The organism is Collinsella sp. TF11-5AC, from assembly GCF_003436775.1.
Taxonomy (GTDB): Bacteria; Actinomycetota; Coriobacteriia; order Coriobacteriales; family Coriobacteriaceae; genus Collinsella.
The window spans coordinates 393-19,657 of record NZ_QSQO01000003.1 but is presented as its reverse complement, the minus strand read 5'-3'; the positions used below and the strand labels follow the sequence as shown (position 1 = coordinate 19,657).

The following is a 19,265-nucleotide window of genomic DNA, read 5'->3' as shown; positions in this document are numbered from 1 at the left end:
TCCGCGACTTTCGGTGATCCTTGTGGTAGAAGGTTCGCCCAGCTATGCGATGCGTGCGCTCGAGAGTATCCAGAACCAAGACCTCTACGATTTGCAGATTGTCGTTGTCTGCCGCGATGCTGCGCCCGGTGTGCGCCATTCGCTTCAAGTTGCTGCCGACAGGGACATCCATATTGATTTGATTGACGTCGAGGACGCGACGCGCGGCGCGTGTCTTCGTGCCGGTTTTGCTGCCTCGCGCGGCTCTCAAATCATCGCCATGAACGCCGATGAGTGGTTTGCTCCGCAATCCCTTTCCAAGATGGTCGATATCGCGTGCGATACTGCGGCAGACATAGTGTTCCCCACGGTGTCGCTCGACCGCTATGATGCACATCGAGAGCGCCATTCGCGCGTCTTGGATGCTACTCATATTTCCATTGATAGCAAATCATCGATGGTGGCCGGGCTGCCTCAGTTGATTTTAGGCGGCTTGGTTGCTCAAGTCTCTGGCGTGATGTATAGCCGTCCGCTGTTTGAGGCATGCCTTTTGTGCGACAAGGCGTTTCGCACAGTTGGGTTTATGGCATGCGCGCTCTCGCTGGCGCAGCGTGTCTCCGGATGCGGCGACGCTTGTTTCCACGCGGTAGCGCCTAAGCTTACAGATGCCTTTGATCCCACCATGTATGCCAGGGTATCCGATGACACCCGAGCGCTCGACGAGCTTGCGGACTCACTCTCGGAAGCAGATAGCGGTGGTCGGCTCAAGCTGGCAAGCCAAAAGTTCTACTTTGTCGGACTGGTCGCCTGCATCGAGAATTTGTGTCTGAGCCCGCATGGGGTGTCGTCAATCGAGCGTTCCGCCCGCATGCGTGATATGCTCGAGGCGCCTCGAACCCGTCAGATGGTCGCCGCGCTCAAGGACAACCATCGGGGACTGGGTCTGTTGTTTGGGCCGATCGCTAGCGCCAAGCCCGCGCGCTGCGTGATGTGTACGCATCTGGTAGCTTTTCTTAACCGGACGGGCGCAAAAACCGCCTAAACGGCTCATTACGAAACAAACTTGCATAGAATTGTTTCGAAATGCGTTCTTATACACAAAAGCCTTCAAATAGCGTTAAACTATTCAATCACTGATTGATTGTCCCCGCCATCTTTTGGAGAGAGGGTTTGTATGGCTAAAAAACGCAATGGGCGCCAGGATGCCATTAGAGATATTGTGCGCAATAAGGATGTCCGCACGCAGCGCGTGCTGGTTGATGAGCTCCGTGCTATGGGCTTTGATTGCACGCAGGCGACTGTCTCTCGCGATATTGCCGACATGGGGCTGCGTAAGCTCCCTGAGGGCATCTATGTTCTGGCAGAGGACTTGCACCTGCAGCGTATGGTTTCCGAGCTCGTAACGGGCGTTCTGCGTACCGATAATCTGGTTATGATCAAGGCTCAGCCTGGCACGGCTTCCGGCATCGCCGCCGCCGTTGATGCGGCAGAGTTGCCCGATGTGCTTGGCTCGCTTGCCGGCAACGATACGATTTTGGTTATTGCCCAGACGGCCGAGGACGGCGAGCGCCTCGAGGCGCTGATCAATAAGCTGAGCAATTCTCGCAAGTAGGCGTGCGGGTCGTGCGCTCGGCATTGTGTGCGCTGACATAGTGGCTTGTAAGGGGCATCGACGTTGGTCGGTACCCCTTTTTGTTTGCCGGTATAAAGACCGCCCACCAGGTCGCTTCAAACTAAAAGGCCCCGAGCAGTTCAATAAGCTGCTCGGGGCCTTGTTGGCTTTAGTCGCGTACTTCTTAGCCGACCGTATCGTCAGGCGTGGGCGAGGGGTCGGGAGTGGGCGTAGGCGTAGGCGTGCCGCCATCGCCGCCGGTCGAGCCACCAGTGGAGCCGCCCGTCGAGCCACCAGTGGAGCCGCCCGTCGAGCCACCGGTCGTACCGGTGCCGCCGGTGGTGTCGCCGCCCGTGGTCTCGGTGGTCGTGGTCGTCGTGGTAGTTGTTGTGGTGGTTTCCTCTTCCTCTTCGTCCTCGTCCTTGTCGTCGTTCTCCGACTTCTTGGTGTTGTTGGTGCCGTAGAACTTCCAGACGCTGTTGTTCTTGTAGGTGGGCGCCGTTCCGGTCGCAAACTCCTCGCGCTCGGTACCGGTCAGAACGGTGTTCATAAACCGCTTAAAGACAGGCAGGTTGGTGCTGTCGCCCAGCAGGTCCGTGCCGTACTTTTGGATGGGGATCTCGCCCGCGGAATAGCCGGTCCACAGGGCGCACGCCAGCTGCGGGGTATAGCCGCAGAACCAAAGGTTGGTGGTGTTGTCGGTGGTGCCCGTCTTGCCGGCATAGGGCTGGTTGACACTCAGGGCGCCGGCAGCACCCGTACCGCTGCCCTTCATGACGCCGGACAGAACATCGGTGACCGCGGCGGCCTCGCCCTCGGTAAGCACCTGTGAGGGATTGTCGGTGTGCTGGTGCAGCACCGAACCGGTACGAGAATCAATCTCGGTGATGGCGATCGGCTGGCGATAGTAGCCGCCGTTGGCAAACGTCGCGTAGGCGGCGGCCATCTCGAGTGGCGAGATCGAGCCGGTGCCGAGCGTCATGACGGGAACGTCCTCGATGTTGTCCTTGGCGGGGTCGATGCCGAGCTTTTTGACGAGCGAGATGATCTTGCTGTTGCCGACGGCTTCCGCCACCTGGATGTAGCCGGTGTTGGAGGAGTATGCCGTCGCCTGCTTAAGCGTGATGTTGCCGTAGCTCTGGTTGGCGTAATTTTGGACCTCGGTCGTGGTGCCCTTGGCCTTGAGCGGCGAGTTGCAGTTGAGGGTGACGTTGGGGTTCATGCCGTTTTGGATGGCAGTTGCCAGCGTAAAGGCCTTAAAGGTGGAGCCGACGGGACGCTTGGCCGTGGCATGGTTTACGTGGTTCTCGTCGGCGTTGTAGTCGTAGCCGCCCACCATGCACTTGATGTAGCCGGTCTTGGGGTCGACGACGACCATGCCCATGTCCAGGCCGTCAAGCGAGAGCGTGTCGAGCTGCTCGCGGACGGCATTCTCTGCCACCTGCTGCATCGTGGGGTCGATGGTGGTCTTGACGGTCAGGCCGCCCTTAAAGAGCACGTCGGTCGAGAACTCCTGCTCCAGCAGCTGCTTGACGTAGGAGACAAAGTAGGGCTGCGAGTAAACGTCGACGCCGCTGCCCGAGATTTCGGTCACGTTGAGGGTGATGGGCTCGGCCTGTGCGGCATCGTGCTCCTCCTGGGTGATGTGGCCCAGGCGCAGCATGTTGTCGAGAACCTTGTTGCGGCGAGACAGTGCCAGATCGGGATTGACCGTGGGGTCGTACTGCGAAGGCGAGTTGGGAAGGCCGATGAGTAGCGCGGCCTCGCTCAGGGTGAGGTCGGCGGCGCTCTTGGACAGATAGGTCTCGGCTGCGGCCTCGATGCCGTAGGCGCCGTGGCCGTAATAGATGGTGTTGAGGTACATCATGAGGATCTCGTCTTTGGAGTACATGTCCTCCATCTTGATGGCGATGTAGGCCTCGCGCACCTTACGCTCAATGGTCGAGTCGAATTGCTCCTCCTGCAGGATGGTGTTGCGCACAAGCTGCTGGGTGATCGTCGAGGCGCCTTCGTGCCCGCCGCCGAGGGTTGCCACCGCAGCACGCGCGATACCCCACAGGTCGATACCGCCGTGCTCGTAGAAGCGCTCGTCCTCGACGTCAACGGTGCCCTGCAGCACGTAGGGGGAGACCTCGTCCTTGGTGATAGACTTGCGGTTTTGCGTGTAGAAGCTCGCGATCTTGTTGCCGTTGCAGTCGACGATCTCGGTGGGCTCGCTCACCAGATACGCGTTGGCGTCGGTGTAGTCGGGCAGATCGGACAGCCAGCGGTTGACGTTGCCGACCATGCCGATGCCAAATGCCACGCCCGCAATCAGCAGAAAGCCCAAAAACGAGAGCAGGATTATGGGCAGAGCATGCGTCTTTGAACGGCTGCGTCCCTGTCGTTGGCGAGGACCCATATATTGACCTCCAGGTATGTCGTGCCGGACGGTGGATGTGCCGTCGGGGCAGGATGGACATAAGTTATTACACGATAAACCAAACGGGGCGCGCGAGGCCTCGTGTATGCTGGAAGACGGCATTTTTCAGAGTGAATGCATACCTTGGTAAGGAGTTTGTCGATGGCGATTCGGACGATGGGGCCGAGCGGACAATACGAGACTGGATTGGATGCTGCCGGTGCGGCGCTGCCCGAGCTGCTGGCGCCGGCGGGCGGACTCGACCAGATGCTTGCGGCCATCGCCGCGGGTGCCGATGCCATCTATGCGGGGTTGGGCGGCTTTAACGCCCGTGTGAGCGCCCATGGCTTTACGGATAACGAGTTTGCGCGCGGCTGCGCCGTGGCGCATGCCCATGGCGTGCGTGTGTACGTAACGCTCAACGTGTTCGTGTTTGACGATGAGTTGTCCGACGCGGTGGCGTTGGGAGCTCATGCACTGGAGCTGGGCGCCGATGCTCTGATTGTCGCCGATGCCGGGTTGGCCTGCGCGCTGCGCGCGGCGATTCCCGGGGTCGAGATTCACCTGTCCACGCAAGCGGGCGCTCATAGCGAGGGTGCCGTGCGGCTTGCCGCCGATGAGCTGGGGGTCGAGCGCGTGACGACGGCACGCGAGCTGACGGTCGACGAGATTGCGGCGCTCTGTGCCACGGGCGTGCCCATCGAGGTATTCTGCCACGGTGCGATTTGCATCGGCTATTCGGGGGCGTGCGAGTTCTCAGCCTTGCGGCGTGGGCGCTCGGCGATGCGCGGCGACTGCACGCAGCCGTGCCGTCTGGCGTACGACCTAGTGGACGAGGCGGGGCAGAGTGTTGTTGCCGTCGAGGGAGACCGCCTGCTTTGTCCGCGTGACTATCTGGGTATCGCGCACCTGCCCGAGCTTGTTGCCGCCGGCGTGGCATCGCTCAAGATCGAGGGACGCATGAAGAATCCCGATTACGTATTCAACGTGGTGAGGGTGTGGCGTCGGGCACTCGATATGCTGTGCGACGGCGCGTGGGACTCCGGTGCCGTGGAAGAGCTTGAACGCGAGCTGGGAAGGTCGTTTAACCGTGGGTTTACCGATGCTTACCTGCGGGGTCGTTCGGGTGCCGAGCTCATGAGCTTTGAGCGCGCGATCAACCAGGGCGTGCGCGTGGGCCACTTGGTGGCGGTGGGTCACGAAGAGGTGACGGTTGAGCTTGATGCCGCCGTGGCGGCGGGCGATACGCTCGAAATCCGATTTTACCCGGGTGCCGACGCGCGTCCCGATGTGCCCAAGCGCTGGCCACAGGTGCCTTGCCCCGTGGATGCCGCTGCGGGGGAGCGCATCGTCGTGCATTGCAAACGTAAGGTGGACGCGGGCTGCGAGGTCTATCTGATTCGCAGCGCCGGCGTGTTGGATCAGACGGCGGCGGTGTTGGAGCGCATGCGGGCCGAGGCGGATGCGATTGCGCCCGTTGCGCGTGCCGTTGAGGTGCTGCCCTTTGAGGGCGCTGCGGTGGATGGCGGTGCGTCGACGGAGTTGGCGGGGTCGGCGGGGCCGGCAAAGCGCGAGGATTTTGCTCGTATGGTCTTTGCCTGGGAGCTGATGGATGTGGGTCCGCGCGATGAGCGAGATCTGTCCGATACAACGGTGGTGCTCGACGAAGTGTGCCGCGCGGGCGACGCCGAGCGGACTCGGGCGCTTATGCAGCGTGCCGGGCGCGTCGTCTGCCGCAATCTGGGACAAGTGGCGATGGCCCGCGAGCTGGGCACAACGTTTGACGTGGCGGCGCCGGTGTTCTGTGCCAATCGGGCCACGCTTACCTGGCTGCGCGGACTCGGTGCGGGGCGGGTGTGCTTGTCGGCCGAGTTGCTCGGCAATGATGCGGAGCGTGTTGCCGAACTTGCCGCTTGCCCCGGTGTCTTGGGGCCTGTCGATGCCGACCGTCCCGAGCTCATGGTGTGCGAGCACTGCTTGCTGACTGCCGAGGGCGCCTGCGCCACGGATGCAACGGGGCAGGTCCGTTGCCGTGACTGCTCGCGCCGTCAGCAGGCGCGCTTTTTGGTCGAACGTGACGGCACGCGTTTGCCGGTCGTTATCGACGCGTGCGGCAGGACGAGGATTTTCCTGTCGTAGGTGCCGCGTCGCGCTGTTTTGGTTATTATTAGTGGGTTTATGAACTTCCAGCACCGCCGTATCCGGTGAGGGTGCTATAGCAAAAGGAGGATACCCAATGCTGTCTGTTGACGAGCAAATGCGTATCATCACCTCGGGTGCAGCGCAGATCGTCCCCGAGGCCGACCTTCGCAAGAAGCTTGAGAAGGGCGAGCCCCTCAACATCAAGCTCGGCGTCGATCCCACCAGCCCCGACCTGCACCTGGGCCATGCCGTGCCCCTGCGCAAGATGCGTCAGTTCCAGGACCTGGGCCACAACGTCACCCTTATCATCGGCAACGGCACTGCGCTGATCGGCGACCCCTCGGGCAAGAACTCCACCCGCCCGCAGCTTTCGCAGGAGCAGATCGAGGCCAACGCCGAGACCTACGTGAGCCAGGCCATGAAGATCCTGGACCCCGAGATGACCACCATCGTGCACAACGGCGACTGGATCCTTTCGATGGACCTGGCCGGCCTGCTGCAGGTGTGCTCCAAGTTCACCGTCGCCCGCATCCTCGAGCGCGACGACTTTACCAAGCGCTACCAGTCCCAGACGCCGATTGCCCTGCACGAGTTCCTGTACCCTGTGATGCAGGCCTTCGACTCCGTGCAGATCAAGGCCGACGTCGAGATGGGCGGCACCGACCAGCTCTTTAACCTGCTCGCCGGCCGCGAGCTCATGGAGAAGATGGGCATGGAACCGCAGATCGCGCTCACCATGCCGCTGCTCGAGGGCACCGACGGCGTCCGTAAGATGTCCAAGTCCTACGGTAACTACATCGGCCTGACCGATGCTCCCAAGGATATGTTCGGCAAGACCATGTCCATCCCCGACGAGATGATCGGCAAGTACTATCGTCTGGCCAGCTCGCTCGCCCCGGCCGAGGTCGACAAGATCGACGCCGCCTTGGCCGATGGTTCTGCCGACCCCTACGAGCTCAAGCGCGCATTGGGCCGCGACCTGTGCGACACCTACCACGGCGCCGGCGCCGGCGACGAGGCACAGGCCGAGTTCGACCGTGTGTTCAAGGAGGGCCAGCTTGCCGACTTCCCCGAGAAGCACGTTGAACTGACCGTCAACGACGAGGGCCAGATTTACCTCGCCGGCCTGCTCAAGGACCTGGGCCTTTCGGCCAGCGCCGGTCAGGCCCGCCGCGACATCGACGGCGGCGGCGTCAAGGTCAACGGCAAGGCTGTGGCTCCCAAGAGCTACAACATCGATCCGAGCGCCCTCAAACTGGGCGACACCCTCTCCGTGGGCAAGCGCAAGGGCTTCAAGCTGGTTTAGTTACGCGGTTTTACCAAACCGCGTAACCGGTTGACGCTGCAAACCCGCCAGAGCGGCAATCTGTCTTTCAACTTCGGCGGCATGACCAGAAGGTCAATGCCGCCTCGTTTCAAGGCACCTTGCTCGCTCTGGCGGGTTTTCGCTGTCGTTGCCAGAACATCGGGGTACTCATTGGGGACAGACATAAATGAGTAGTCGTAGGGGGACACTCCTTCTCATTGCGCGGGGTGGCGTGTGCCGTTAAGCGGAGGGGGGTGTATTCCCGACCCATCGTTTGGGCATACAATGGCTATTGGCTTGCTGCGGTGAAGGCCCGTCCGCCCCGCAGTTATTTCTACGGTTAAAGGAGTATGTATGTCCGTTGAGGTCATGAGGTCTGTGATCGACGCTGCCGAGGGCCGCGTGCCCGTCGACACGCTGTTTGCCAATGCGCAGATTGTCGACGTGTACGGTCAGCGCGTGGCGCCCGGTAGCGTTGCCGTCAAGGACGGCGTAATCGTCGGCGTGCTCTACAACGGGCGCGACGATGCCGCCGGTACCTATGAGGCTGCCGAGGTTATCGACTGCCAGGGTCGCTATCTCGCCCCCGGTTTTATCGACGGACATCTGCACATTGAGTCCTCGAACATCCGCCCCGCCGAGTATGCGCGCATGGCGGCGACGCGCGGTACCACCACCGCCATTGCCGACAGCCACGAGATTGCCAACGTGGCGGGCCTGGACGGTCTGCGCTTTATGATCGAGGACGGCCGCCGTACACCCATCTCCATCAAGTACATGATGCCTTCGTGCGTGCCCGCGCTGCCCGATGAGCAAGCGGGCGCTGTGATTACCGCCGCTGACATGCAGGCGTTTTTTGCCGAGCATCCGGGCGACGTTTTTGGCCTGGGCGAGATGATGAACCTGCCGGGTGTCTTTATGGCCGATCCTGAGACCTGTGCTCGCATCGATGCTGCCAACCAGACGCCGTCCAAGCAGGTCGACGGCCATGCGCCACTTGTTGCCGGCAAAGACCTCAACGCCTATGCCGCAGCGGGTATTATCGCCGACCACGAGTCGACGATTCCCGAGGAGGCGCTCGATAAGCTGTCCCGCGGCATGTATGTGATGCTGCGCGAGGGCACGTGCAGCCACGACCTGGCCAACTTGTCGCCGATGCTGCTGGAGAACCCCGCCCGCGCCCGTCGCTGCTGCTTTGCGACCGACGACCGTGCTCCTTCCGACGCGCTTTCGACCGGTATGATCGACAATGCCTGTCGCGTGGCTATCGAGGCCGGCATCGACCCGGTGGTCGCCATCTCCATGGCGTCCCTTTCTACGGCTGAGGCATTTGGCCTGGACCACGGCTGCCGCGACCCACACGAGTTGCGTGGTGCGATTGCCCCGGGCAAGCGTGCCGACCTGCTGGTACTCAATGACCTGACGTTTGCTACGGCTCCGCATCGCGTATATGCCGCCGGTGCTCTGGTGGCGCAGGATGGCACCTTTGTGGGCGAGATCGCACCCGAGATGGCCGAGGTTGCGGCCCTTGCCGATGAGCTGCGCGCCTCCGTTAAGCTGCCGAAGCTTTCGCTCGACGTGTTTGACTATGCCTTTAAGCCGGGCGAGGCCGTTATCGATGTCATCCCGGGTATGGCTATCACAGGTATGGCTCGCCCCGAGAGTGCCGAGGGTCTGCGCCGCATTATGCTGATCGAGCGCCACGGCCGCGGCGTGTCGCTGCAGGCCGAGGGCGCCGACGGTGACGGCCCCGCGGGTCTGGGCTTGGTTGGCAAGCATATCGGTCGCGGCTGGGTGCGCGGCTTTACCATCACGGGTGGCGCCATTGCCTCCACGATTGGCCACGACTCGCACAACGTGTGCGTGGTGGGCGACAACGCGGCGGATATGATGGCTGCCGTTGAGGCCGTGGGCCAGGGCGGCCACGTGCTGGTGCGCAACGGCGAGGTCGTGGCGCGCATTCCGCTGGCGCTCGGTGGCCTTATGAGCGAGGGCACGGCCGAGGATGTCGCCGCGCAGCACGACGACTTTATGGTCAAGGCGCGCGCCATGGGTATCGAGCCGCCGCTCGACCCCATCATGGGCATCATTTTCCTGCCCCTGCCGGTAATCCCGACGCTCCGCATCCGCCCCGAGGGCATGTTCGACGTCACGACCTTCACCTACGCCGACTAGTCATCGGGGACGTTCTTAAACGACTAGCCGTCGGGGTGGCGTGTCGCCTGACGCCGCGACCGTGAGACCTCTGGCATGTGTGAGCTATTTGCCAGGTCCTTGTAACGTTTACGCCCGCGGAGTCTTATTTGAGCTCCCTTTGGGTACGTTGGAATCGGATACACGTTCGATTCCAACAAGCCCGAAGGGAGCTTTTCTATGTTTAAACTGATTGCATCCGATATGGACGGCACACTGCTTGACGAAAACGGCCAGGTGCCTCCCGAGACCTACGAACTGATTCTGGCGCTACACGAGCATGGCGTGCATTTCGCCGCATCGTCAGGTCGTCGCTACGATCGCCTGTGCGAGTTCTTTGCGCCCGTTCGCGACAAGATGGACTTTGTCGCCGCTAACGGCGCCCAAGTCTACGCCGACGGTAAGATGGTAGACCGTGAGGTGTATTCCCACCTGGCGATTCGAAGGCTCGCCCAAGCCGTCAGGACGTTTCCCAATCTGCATCTTGCGCTCTTTGACCGAACCAAGTCCTTCCTGCTCGATGACGAGTGCAAGTTCGTGCGTGAGGTCGATAAGGACCTTCCCAATGCCGAGCGTATTTGGGAGCTGCCCGATCCCAGCGTAAATATCATCAAAGCGAGTATCTTTTGCGACGACAGTGCGGTTATGGACAGTGCGTACGTGCTACAGCGCGAACTTGGTCAGCTCTTTACTTTTGCGCCTTCGGGCAACGCGTGGATCGATGCCATGCAGCCCGGTGTGTCGAAGGCCTCGGGTATCGCGCAGCTCGCGGAGCATTACGGCATTGGTCGCGACGAGGTCATGGCGTTTGGCGACTCGATGAACGACTACGAGATCATTCGCTTTGTCGGCACGGGCTGCGCGATGGAAAACGCGCGCCCCGCGCTTAAGGCGGTGGCCGATCGCGTGGTGGGTTGTAACCGCGACCACGCCGTCCAGCAGGAGCTCCGTCGCGTGCTGGAGAGTCTCTCCTAATCCGGCAGATGGGGACGTTCCTTTTCTGCCGACAGTGGGGGACGGTCCTTGCAGCTTTTTGCGAAGAGTGTCCCCAGTGACTAGTCGTTTAAGAACGTCCCCAATGACTGACCAATGACTAGGCGAGGGCGGCCATGATGGTGCGGGCGACGCCGTCGTGGTCGTTGTCGTATTCGGTGATGGCGTCGGCGGCCTCGCGATCTTCGGGCTCGGCGTTGATCATGGCCATGCCATGGCCCGCTGCCTGCAGCATGGGGATGTCGTTGATGTTGTCGCCGAACGCCCAGGCGTCGGCGAGACGCTCGTCCAGATGCTCACACAGCCACGTGAGGGCCGTTCCCTTGGTGGCGCCTTCGCCCATAACCTCGATATTCATGGCGTACGAACGCGTGACCTCAATGCCTCCGAGCGTGTCGAGCGCCGCCGCGATGGCGTCGCGATCGGCCGGGTCGTGCCAGTACATAGCGATGCGTTCGAGCGTCTCGACCTCGTCGATCTTGCTGTCGATATTCATGTCGATCGGCGTTCGTGTGCGCTTGAGCGAAGCCGCGATGTGGGGGTCGCCGCCACAGAACTCATCCAGACGCCCGTATAGCGAGCGGGGGAGGAAGCACTGCCCATCCGCGAAGATATCGAAGGTCACATCGTGGCCGGCGGCAATGCGATGGATGCGGTGGGCAATGCCACGGTCGAGCGGACGGCTCAAGATGCACGTGGCGCGCGAGGCGTCGGTGGGCGTATCCTCGTCGAGCTGCCAGACGCTGGCGCCGTTGGCACAGACCGCGTAATGCACGGCGGGATGGGCGAGAATGGGCTCAAAGATGCCCGACAGTGGACGTCCCGTGCAGGGAACAAACTCGATGCCACGACGTGCGAGCTCGTCGAGCATCGCCCAGGTGGCATCGCTCATTTGCTTATCGCTCGTCAGCAGCGTTCCGTCCATATCGGAAAACACAATCATTTGATGCAGCCCTTTCTACTGGCATAAAAAGCGTGGCCGAGGGCGGTGATGCCCTGGCCACGCTCGAGTTCTATAACGGTCCGCGTCCTAGCGGTCGGCGAGCGGCTTGTACTCCAGCGGCTCGATCATCGGACGATAGGCGGGGCGGATGATACGGTGCGCGCAGAAGAGCTCTTCCATGCGGTGTGCCGACCAGCCGGCCATGCGGGCGACGGCGAATAGCGGCGTAAAGAGCGTTTCGGGCACGCCGAGCATCTTGTAGATAAAGCCCGTGTACAGGTCGATGTTGGCGCAGATGGGCTTGGTCATGCCGTGGTCGCGCATGACCTGGGGTGCCAGGCGCTCGATGCGCTCGATGAGCGCGAACTCTTCGCCCAAGTCCTTCTTGGCTGCCAGCGAGCGCGCGTAACGACGGCAGACCTCGGCGCGCGGGTCGCTGAGCGTATAGACGGCGTGGCCCATGCCGTAGATGAGGCCCGTGCCGTCGAAGGCCTGCTTGTCGAGGATCTTGCCCAGGTAGGCCGCGACTTCGTCCTCGTCCTCCCAGTTGGAGACATGCGCGCGGATGTCCTCGTGCATAGACACGACCTTGGCATTGGCACCACCGTGGCGCGGGCCCTTGAGCGAGCCGATAGCCGCGGCGTAGGCGGAATACGGGTCGGTGGCCGAAGACGACAGCACGCGGCAAGCGAAGGTGGAGTTGTTGCCGCCGCCGTGCTCGGCATGCAGCATGAGCATAACGTCGAGCAGCATCGCCTCATCGCGGGTGAACGCCATGCCGCCGCGCAGGACCTGTAGGATGGTCTCGGCGGTGGAGAGACCGGGCGTAGGGTGCGGCACGTGAACCTCGGAGCCGCGAAGCTTGGCGACCGAGGCCATGTGTGCGAAGGCGGCGATGCGCGGGAGACGTGCGAGCATGGAAATGGCGACGTCGATTTCGTGCTCGGGCGTGATCACGTCCGGCTCGGCATCGAAGGCGTAGAGCAGCAGTACGGCGCGCTGGAGCACGTTCATGATGCTCGACGATACCGTGGTCATAGGGAACTCTTTAACGTACTCGTCGCTCAGATGTCTAAAGGCGCCCAGGCGCTCGCAAAAGCCGTCGAGCTCTTCCTTGTTGGGCAGCGAACCCGTGATAAGCAGATAGGCGACTTCCTCGTAGCCATAGCGATTCTCGGCCTGGGCATTGTTGACCAGATCCTCGATGCTGTAGCCGCGAAGCGTGAGCTTGCCCTGATCGGGCACGACCTTTCCGTCGACCTTGTTGTAGCCGTGCACATCCGAGATACGAGTGAGACCCGCGACCACGCCCGAGCCGTCGGCATTGCGCAGGCCGCGCTTGACATTGTGCTCGACAAACAGGCCCTCGTCATAAGGGTCGGTCGGCAGGCCGTGGTAGAGGTTTTCGCTCTCAGACGAAATCTGGCGGCTCGCCTCGTAATCCAGAACCAGGCGGCTCAGGTGATCGTCGAAGCGGTAGTAGATTTTCTTGGCGTCGTAGGCCATGTGCGCTCCTCTCCGGTCCGCTTTGGGGCGGCGCGCTTGGACGATATGACGTCAAGCTGCCCCGAGCGGCTTGTTCGCTACAGGCGGTACATAAAGTTAAAGACGTCCTCGCGCTGGATGGACACGTTGACGCCCGAAAGCTCGCCGGCCTCGGCCAGGGCCTTCTGCAGCTCGGCGAAATCGAGCTTGGACTCAGCGGTGTCGGCCAGCATGGTCATGGTGAAGATGTCCTCGATAATGGACTGCGTAATGTCGCGGATGTCGACGTTGGCCTCGCCCAGGACACGGGTGACGCCGGCGACGATGCCGGGGCGGTTCTTGCCAAGGACGGTGATGACGATACGGGAGGACGAGATCTCGGCCATGGGAAACCCTTTCGCGTGGTCGCGGCGCGCGCGGGGCGCTCCGCTACGGTACAGTGTTCATCATTGTACCTGTCTGGCGCAAAAAAGGCGCGCTCGCTGCGGCGTTACATGCCTGCAACATGAGCGTAAGGGGGAAGGCCGCATGGGGAAGAGCCGTCTGGCGCGTGTCCGGCTCGTGTTGGGTTGATTTCCGATCTCAGCCGAACACATTGAGCGGACAGGCCGTTCCCGCAGTCAGCCGAACGCCTCCGACGGCTGATTCCGAACTGGAAGCGGAGGGCATCCCCGCCCTTCGGTAGGGGATACCGCTCCGCGGCGCATGCCGCGGGCGGCGCCCCTATCGGACCACCGTGACCTCAGTTGGGATGGGCCCAGCACTGCCGCGTACTCGGTGAGCTAGAGCCAACTGTTCGTCTTCACGTCGCGTATGGCGATATTTCGGTCGTCCGGCTCGGTGATGCCGTAGCCGAACGCCTGGAGCGTCTCGATGGACTCCTGGATCCTCTGTTGGAACATGGGACCCGGATCGACCCTCGGCCCGAGGTGCCCGCGCCAAAGGCACGGCGTGGCGCGCAGCATGTTATGGATTTTGGAGATGGGCTCGATGTCGGCGTAGACGTTGAGCGTCGCCATGGCGTCCTTGTGGCCGAGGATCGATTGGAGCGCCTTGATATCGCCGCCTTGGCGGATCCACTGCGTTGCGAACGTGTGGCGAAGGCCGTGGAACGTGATCAGCTCGTCGTCGGTGCCCATGAGGCCGTTGGTCTCCGAGAACGTCTTGAACGCCCTGCGGATATAGCTTGTCGTCGCGAAGGTCGCGCCCGGCTCCGACAGGATGTAGCAGCCCCCGATCTCGACCGCCCCGGTAAGGCCGCGCAAGCGCAGCTTTCCGCAGTCGATCTCGTGGGTCTCCTTCAGGATGGGGAGTAGGCCGACCGGGTCGATGGGGATACCCCTGGCGTCATGGGTCTTGGTGTCCTTGATGAACGAACCCATTCCCTTCGCGTACGCCACCGAGTGTCTGATCGAGATCAGGCCCGTCTCGAAATCCACATCGCACCACCGAAGGCCGCAGACCTCGCCGATTCGCATCCCCGTGTGCAGGGCGAGTACGACCGCCCTCTAATCCTCGGCGGACCAATCGAGTCCGAACTCCTTTCGGGCATCCTCTTCGCTCATGACTTCGAGAAGGTCTCCGGGTTGGCAACGAAGGGCGAGGCATAGCTGCTCGAGTGTGTTGAAGCGAATGCCGCGAATATGCCCTTTTTTAATACGGGACAGGTTCACGGGCGTGGTTCCAATCCTTTCGGCAAGTTCGTTCGAGGAAATCTTTCGCTCGGCCATGATCTTGTCGAGGCGAACAATTACGGGCATGGCGTTTCCTTACGCAATCTCGTCGGAGTCGAGGTACAGCTCTCGGGCGTACAAGAAGAGCTGGGAAAGCATGAACAGGACGATGCCGAGAACCAGAGAGGTCCAATCGAATGATGAAGCGATCTCTTGGGCGCCGACGGCCCCCTCGCCGCCAAACATCGAAACGGAGGTTTTGAGTGAGCCGGCGTAGAGGCTGGTGGCAGCTTGAACAACGAAGAGAATGCCGAGCACCTTCAAGCATGTCGCAGACCCTTTCTTGAAGGGGTCTCCGCTCTTGATCGTCCACACGAGAACGGCGCTGAGGATGGTCGTAGCGATACCGATGACGGCAGGGACCAATGTCGAGATCGCAAGGGCTGGATACGCGGGGGAGTCTGCAATTACAGGGTTGTCGAGCACTTCGATTGCTGGCTTTAAGGAGAACGCCACTTGTGCGATGGCGGTGGCGCAAAGGGTCGCAGAGGCTATCGCACATGCGATGCGGAAGGAATGAAGCCGGGGAGTGCGATTGTCGGAACTCATAATAACCTCCGAAGAATTTAAAAAACTCAGGTTACTTTTTAACAGTTTATGTTAAATTGACTTTGCCGGCAAGTAATCACAGCATACTGCAACCGAAACCCCTCTAGATTGGAGAGGATTATGTTCAGTACTGTTAAGTCGTGTAAGCTCTTGGTTTTCCTCGGCCTCGCTCTTTGTCTGTTGCTGCCGGGAGCCCCCGCTTTTGCGGATACCCCGATGCCTCCTTCCCAGGAGAGCAGCCAGTGTGCCCTCGTTGAGCCCCTCGGGTATACGGACGACGTCGTCGATACCTACTGGAGCTACAGCTGTCCTCGCGGCGTAAGCGGGCACAGCATCTCGATGTTCAACATCTCTTACAAGACGATCTCCTACCGAAATGGCTATCGCCGATCCGCGCATCATAGGGATCCCGCCTCGCTGCAATGTGCTCCTGTGGTGTTCTTGGCACAACTGATAAATGGCAATTTGTCTATAGCACCTACTAGATGCGAGGAAGGGCCGAGCATTTTGTTCGGCCCCTCTGTTCCGACTGGATGAGGTTAAGGTTGGCGATGAATATGCTCAAAATCTCGAAGGCGATCTTTAGGTCGCTTCTCTCCTCCAGGTCGCTCTGTGTTGTCGTTGTTGCGTTGATGGTTCTTTGTGCTCTGCCCGTCTTCAGGAGCGCGGCTGGCATCGACGGACGGGTCGAATACCTCGAGTCGGGAATAACCCGTGTTGAGCAGGAATTGTCAGCATCCTATGCGGATGCGCTTGTGAATGCGGGGGAGGACGGTGTCTACACCTCTTCATCAAGCATGCCCGCGCTTCTGTACCCTCTTGCCGCGGGACGTCTTATCTTGGCACCGCTCTCTCCCCTACTTCCGTTTCTGCAGATATCGGATGGAGAGTACACCTATTATGACGGATCGAAGGAGTACTTGCTATGGGTCGCAACGGCCGTTGCCGTCTCGTTCCTTGCCGCGCGTCTTAACAAACGTGAAAAGCTCATCATCCAGGCGCCGATGGGCGAGCTGGGTAGACTTGTTGCATCGAGCGTATGGGCGAGTGTTTTTGCAATGCTTGCCGTCCTCGCCATCAATCTTCCAGGGATAATCGCCGCGCTTGTGAAGAATGGCCCGGGCTCGCCGTTCTATCCGATAGGCTACATTCAATATGCGACTCCGGTTATCAAACCGGCTTGGCTGGTGTTCGCGCAGACGGCCATCTTGCAATTCTTGGTGGCAGCGTTCATCTCGCTTGTCGTTCACCTTGCCGTGAAGATTGCCAATAACCCTACGCTTGGAATCGTGTTCGTATGTGCCCTGATGGGGGTGACGATGGTTCCCGGGTATTACGGAAGATCCATCGCTTTACGTGAGTTCGCCCTGTTGAATCCCCTTACGTATGCGAACACTGAGTTGACCGTCGGCGCCTATAGCCCGTACCCGACAACGCAGATAGTGAATCTGCCTGGACTTTGCTTCGAGCGTGGCGCGATTGCCCTCGTATGCGCAATCGGGATCGAGGTGCTGGCAATTAGCCTGCTTTGCGTTGCTGGAAAGAGCGGCTGCGCGTGCCCGATATCCCCGATTTGTCTTGAGAGAGGTTCCTTCACTGCATCGAGAACGGCAACTCGTTCGAGCGCTTGTGCCTCCGCCGTTGCATACGTAAGAACGATGGGGAAACTGCTCCTGCGTTCTCCTACCCTCGCCGTATGCGCGATTGCAATGTCGACGACGATGCTGGCCCCGGCTCTGGTCGAGATGTTTCCTGACGCTGATAACGTTTCCGCTGTTCGGTATAGGGATGGGGAGCTCCGTTCAATAGATCGGTATCTAGAGCAGAACGCTGCGAATATGGACGTCGAGGGCAAAGCGGCCCTGGAAGACATGCGGGATGCTCTTTCGGGTTTCGTGTACGCGCCTATGCCTGCGGAGGGGTTTCGAAGCCTTGCGACGTACGAGCGCGCTCGAGGTGAGCTGGGCGCGGCAGATGCGACTCTCCTGCAATCGATCGGAATCGAGCCGGAGACTCCTTCTCGTGCGGAGGCGCGCGCCCTTCTGCTTGAGTCGATCGCGAGCTTGCCGGACCCCAAGGTTTACGAGTTAAGTACGAAGATGCCCCCATTAATCCTCCTTTCGTATCTCCAGGCAGCGCTTCCCTCCTTATTTTTGCTGTTGCCCGTGGTTGTCACATCGCTCGCGTGCACCCACCTGCAGTGTCGTTCCCTTCTGGTTCTCCAGATTCCCGCAACAGCGCATGTGCGTTTTCTGACGGCTGTTGCGCTGGCTCTCCTGCTTGGCTTGGTGCTGCTTTTGGTGTCGATGGTTCCCGCTGTCGTTGTGTCCGTGATTAAGAACGGTGCGGGTGGATCGGAGTATCCCGTCGCTCTCATTCGGGCGGGAGCTTCGACAACGTCCATGGTGGGGGAGGCGGTGTTGTGCAGTATTCCGTTGCTGGTCATGGCATACGGCGTGATTTCCGTCGTCGCTGCGTTGACAGCAGCGATTAGCCGCAACCCCGTTGTCACCGGAATGGTTTGCGCGGTTCTCTTGGTGTTGGGTTCGTTGAGCGCTCATGTTGAAAGCGTGGGCATGGGCGTCGCGCTGCTGGCTCCATTCGCCTCGTTTGATCCCGCTTCCCAGGTGGGGACGATTGGGTTCCTTGGGCGAGGGACGAACGCGATGCCTTTTGGAGAGGTCGTCGGCGCATCGGGCGCTCTGCTGGTGGTCTTGGGCGCCGTATCTCCGTTGATGGTGCGCCTGAGTGTTCCAAAGATCGAAAGGGGATGATCTCGATGATTGACCTTCAAACGCTGACGATCTCTTATGGAAAGAAGGTGCTCGTAGATTCGGTGAACGCTGAGTTTGCCCCGGGTACGGTCTACGGTCTCGTCGCTCCGAACGGGCATGGAAAGACGACGTTGCTGCGTGCGATGGCAGGTTTGCCGGGTCCTCGCGTGGACGGGAGCATCGTTCTGGATGAGGTGCAGGGTACGGGTGCGAGAGAGGTCCGTTCTATGATCTTCTATGCACCTGGTGAGGGGACGCTGCTGTATCCCGGATTGCGTGCGGAAGATCACCTCAAGATGGTTTGCGATATGTGGCCGCATGCTCGCGATATCGAAGAGATAGTGGAACAAACGCAGATAGGCGAGTTCGCGAAGATGAGGATCCGCACTCTGAGCCAGGGCATGAAGCAGCAGCTTACCCTGGCGATTGCGTATGCGACGGGCGCGCGGTACCTTCTATTAGATGAGCCCATGAACGCGCTCGACCCCAGCAGGGTGGACTTGCATTCCGAGATTCTCAGGAAGCTGGCCGATTCTGGTACGTGCATCATCATGTCATCCCACATCTTGGATTCGGTCGATAGGCTGTGCGATGAGATTCTGTTTTTGAAGGATGGGAGGCTCATTAGAAGCATTCCGCAAGATGATGCTGCGCCGAAGTCTCCTGGATCCCATTTCGCAAAGCCTGCCGGACGCGCCGAGGGTGCGCTAAGCACGTATCGGCGACTCTACGAAAAGGGCGGGTAGAAATGCAAGTTAAAAATCTATGTGGCCAATGTGATACCGTTGAACCTGCATATCGATACCGCTCAGCCATTCGCCTCGCCCCCGTCGCACGTATCTTCATCCGGTCTGTTACTTTTAATCTAACGATTCTTTGAGGAACGTAGGTGCTTCCAAATGTACTGTCGACTTCTTCTCAAACTGATCCTAAGAGACAAGGCCGCATGGATTTGTACGCTCGTTCTCGCTGCAGCCTTCTCCGTCCCCATTGCGTTCAATTCACCCATCTACGGGCCCTTCTTTATGAAACAGGGCATGCAGGGCTTTGTCGACGCATTCAATACGCGCGCGCCCCGGGCCAGCGGCACAGACCTATCTCCAGAGCAGCAAAATGACGCGGAGCTTGCAAGATACGCGAACGCCGCCCTTGCCG

General features: G+C 60.5%; 15 protein-coding genes. 8 read left to right on the top strand and 7 right to left on the bottom strand.

Annotation, left to right across the window (positions count from 1 at the left end; genetic code table 11):
- The first annotated feature begins 22 nt into the window (after positions 1–22).
- Positions 23–1,021: a glycosyltransferase gene (locus DXD16_RS02255; RefSeq protein ID WP_147326440.1), complete on the top strand. Its 999-nt coding sequence runs from the start codon at positions 23–25 to the stop codon at positions 1,019–1,021.
- Between the two features lie 132 nt (positions 1,022–1,153).
- The gene (locus tag DXD16_RS02250; RefSeq protein WP_006235280.1) at positions 1,154–1,591 is read left to right on the top strand and encodes an arginine repressor; all 438 of its coding nucleotides are present in this window, start codon (positions 1,154–1,156) and stop codon (positions 1,589–1,591) included.
- Between the two features lie 184 nt (positions 1,592–1,775).
- Here the strand turns inward: DXD16_RS02250 and DXD16_RS02245 are convergent, their stop codons facing one another.
- Positions 1,776–3,992, bottom strand: coding sequence for a transglycosylase domain-containing protein (locus tag DXD16_RS02245; protein WP_117654997.1), 2,217 nt, complete (start codon positions 3,990–3,992; stop codon positions 1,776–1,778).
- Positions 3,993–4,154: 162 nt separating this feature from the next.
- Between DXD16_RS02245 and DXD16_RS02240 the strand changes: the two genes are divergently transcribed.
- From DXD16_RS02240 to DXD16_RS02220, 4 genes are all read left to right on the top strand, one after another.
- Positions 4,155–6,131, top strand: coding sequence for a U32 family peptidase (locus DXD16_RS02240; protein WP_158551506.1), 1,977 nt, complete (start codon positions 4,155–4,157; stop codon positions 6,129–6,131).
- A gap of 97 nt (positions 6,132–6,228) precedes the next feature.
- Positions 6,229–7,440: a tyrosine--tRNA ligase gene (tyrS, locus tag DXD16_RS02235; protein WP_117654995.1), complete on the top strand. Its 1,212-nt coding sequence runs from the start codon at positions 6,229–6,231 to the stop codon at positions 7,438–7,440.
- Positions 7,441–7,794: 354 nt separating this feature from the next.
- Positions 7,795–9,615: an adenine deaminase gene (locus DXD16_RS02225; protein WP_117654993.1), complete on the top strand. Its 1,821-nt coding sequence runs from the start codon at positions 7,795–7,797 to the stop codon at positions 9,613–9,615.
- Positions 9,616–9,813: 198 nt separating this feature from the next.
- Positions 9,814–10,608 (top strand): Cof-type HAD-IIB family hydrolase, encoded by a 795-nt coding sequence (locus DXD16_RS02220; RefSeq protein ID WP_006235286.1) that lies wholly within the window; start codon positions 9,814–9,816, stop codon positions 10,606–10,608.
- A gap of 118 nt (positions 10,609–10,726) precedes the next feature.
- Here DXD16_RS02220 and DXD16_RS02215 read toward each other — a convergent pair whose 3' ends face one another.
- From DXD16_RS02215 to DXD16_RS02190, 6 genes are all read right to left on the bottom strand, one after another.
- The gene (locus tag DXD16_RS02215) at positions 10,727–11,569 is read right to left on the bottom strand and encodes a Cof-type HAD-IIB family hydrolase (RefSeq protein ID WP_117654992.1); all 843 of its coding nucleotides are present in this window, start codon (positions 11,567–11,569) and stop codon (positions 10,727–10,729) included.
- 87 nt (positions 11,570–11,656) lie between these two features.
- Positions 11,657–13,075, bottom strand: a complete 1,419-nt coding sequence (locus DXD16_RS02210; RefSeq protein ID WP_117564192.1) for a citrate synthase — start codon at positions 13,073–13,075, stop codon at positions 11,657–11,659.
- A 77-nt stretch (positions 13,076–13,152) separates the two neighbouring features.
- On the bottom strand, positions 13,153–13,440 hold the full coding sequence (locus DXD16_RS02205) for an ACT domain-containing protein (RefSeq protein WP_006235289.1): 288 nt from the start codon (positions 13,438–13,440) through the stop codon (positions 13,153–13,155).
- 396 nt (positions 13,441–13,836) lie between these two features.
- On the bottom strand, positions 13,837–14,544 hold the full coding sequence (locus tag DXD16_RS02200) for a site-specific integrase (protein WP_255413229.1): 708 nt from the start codon (positions 14,542–14,544) through the stop codon (positions 13,837–13,839).
- Positions 14,545–14,562: 18 nt separating this feature from the next.
- Positions 14,563–14,814: a helix-turn-helix transcriptional regulator gene (locus DXD16_RS02195; RefSeq protein WP_006235292.1), complete on the bottom strand. Its 252-nt coding sequence runs from the start codon at positions 14,812–14,814 to the stop codon at positions 14,563–14,565.
- Positions 14,815–14,823: 9 nt separating this feature from the next.
- Positions 14,824–15,336, bottom strand: coding sequence for a DUF2975 domain-containing protein (locus DXD16_RS02190; RefSeq protein WP_006235293.1), 513 nt, complete (start codon positions 15,334–15,336; stop codon positions 14,824–14,826).
- Between the two features lie 551 nt (positions 15,337–15,887).
- Between DXD16_RS02190 and DXD16_RS02180 the strand changes: the two genes are divergently transcribed.
- Both DXD16_RS02180 and DXD16_RS02175 read left to right on the top strand, forming a co-directional pair.
- Positions 15,888–18,110 (top strand): hypothetical protein, encoded by a 2,223-nt coding sequence (locus tag DXD16_RS02180; protein ID WP_117734371.1) that lies wholly within the window; start codon positions 15,888–15,890, stop codon positions 18,108–18,110.
- A 5-nt stretch (positions 18,111–18,115) separates the two neighbouring features.
- Positions 18,116–18,856, top strand: coding sequence for an ATP-binding cassette domain-containing protein (locus DXD16_RS02175; protein WP_117769450.1), 741 nt, complete (start codon positions 18,116–18,118; stop codon positions 18,854–18,856).
- Positions 18,857–19,265: the final 409 nt, after the last annotated feature.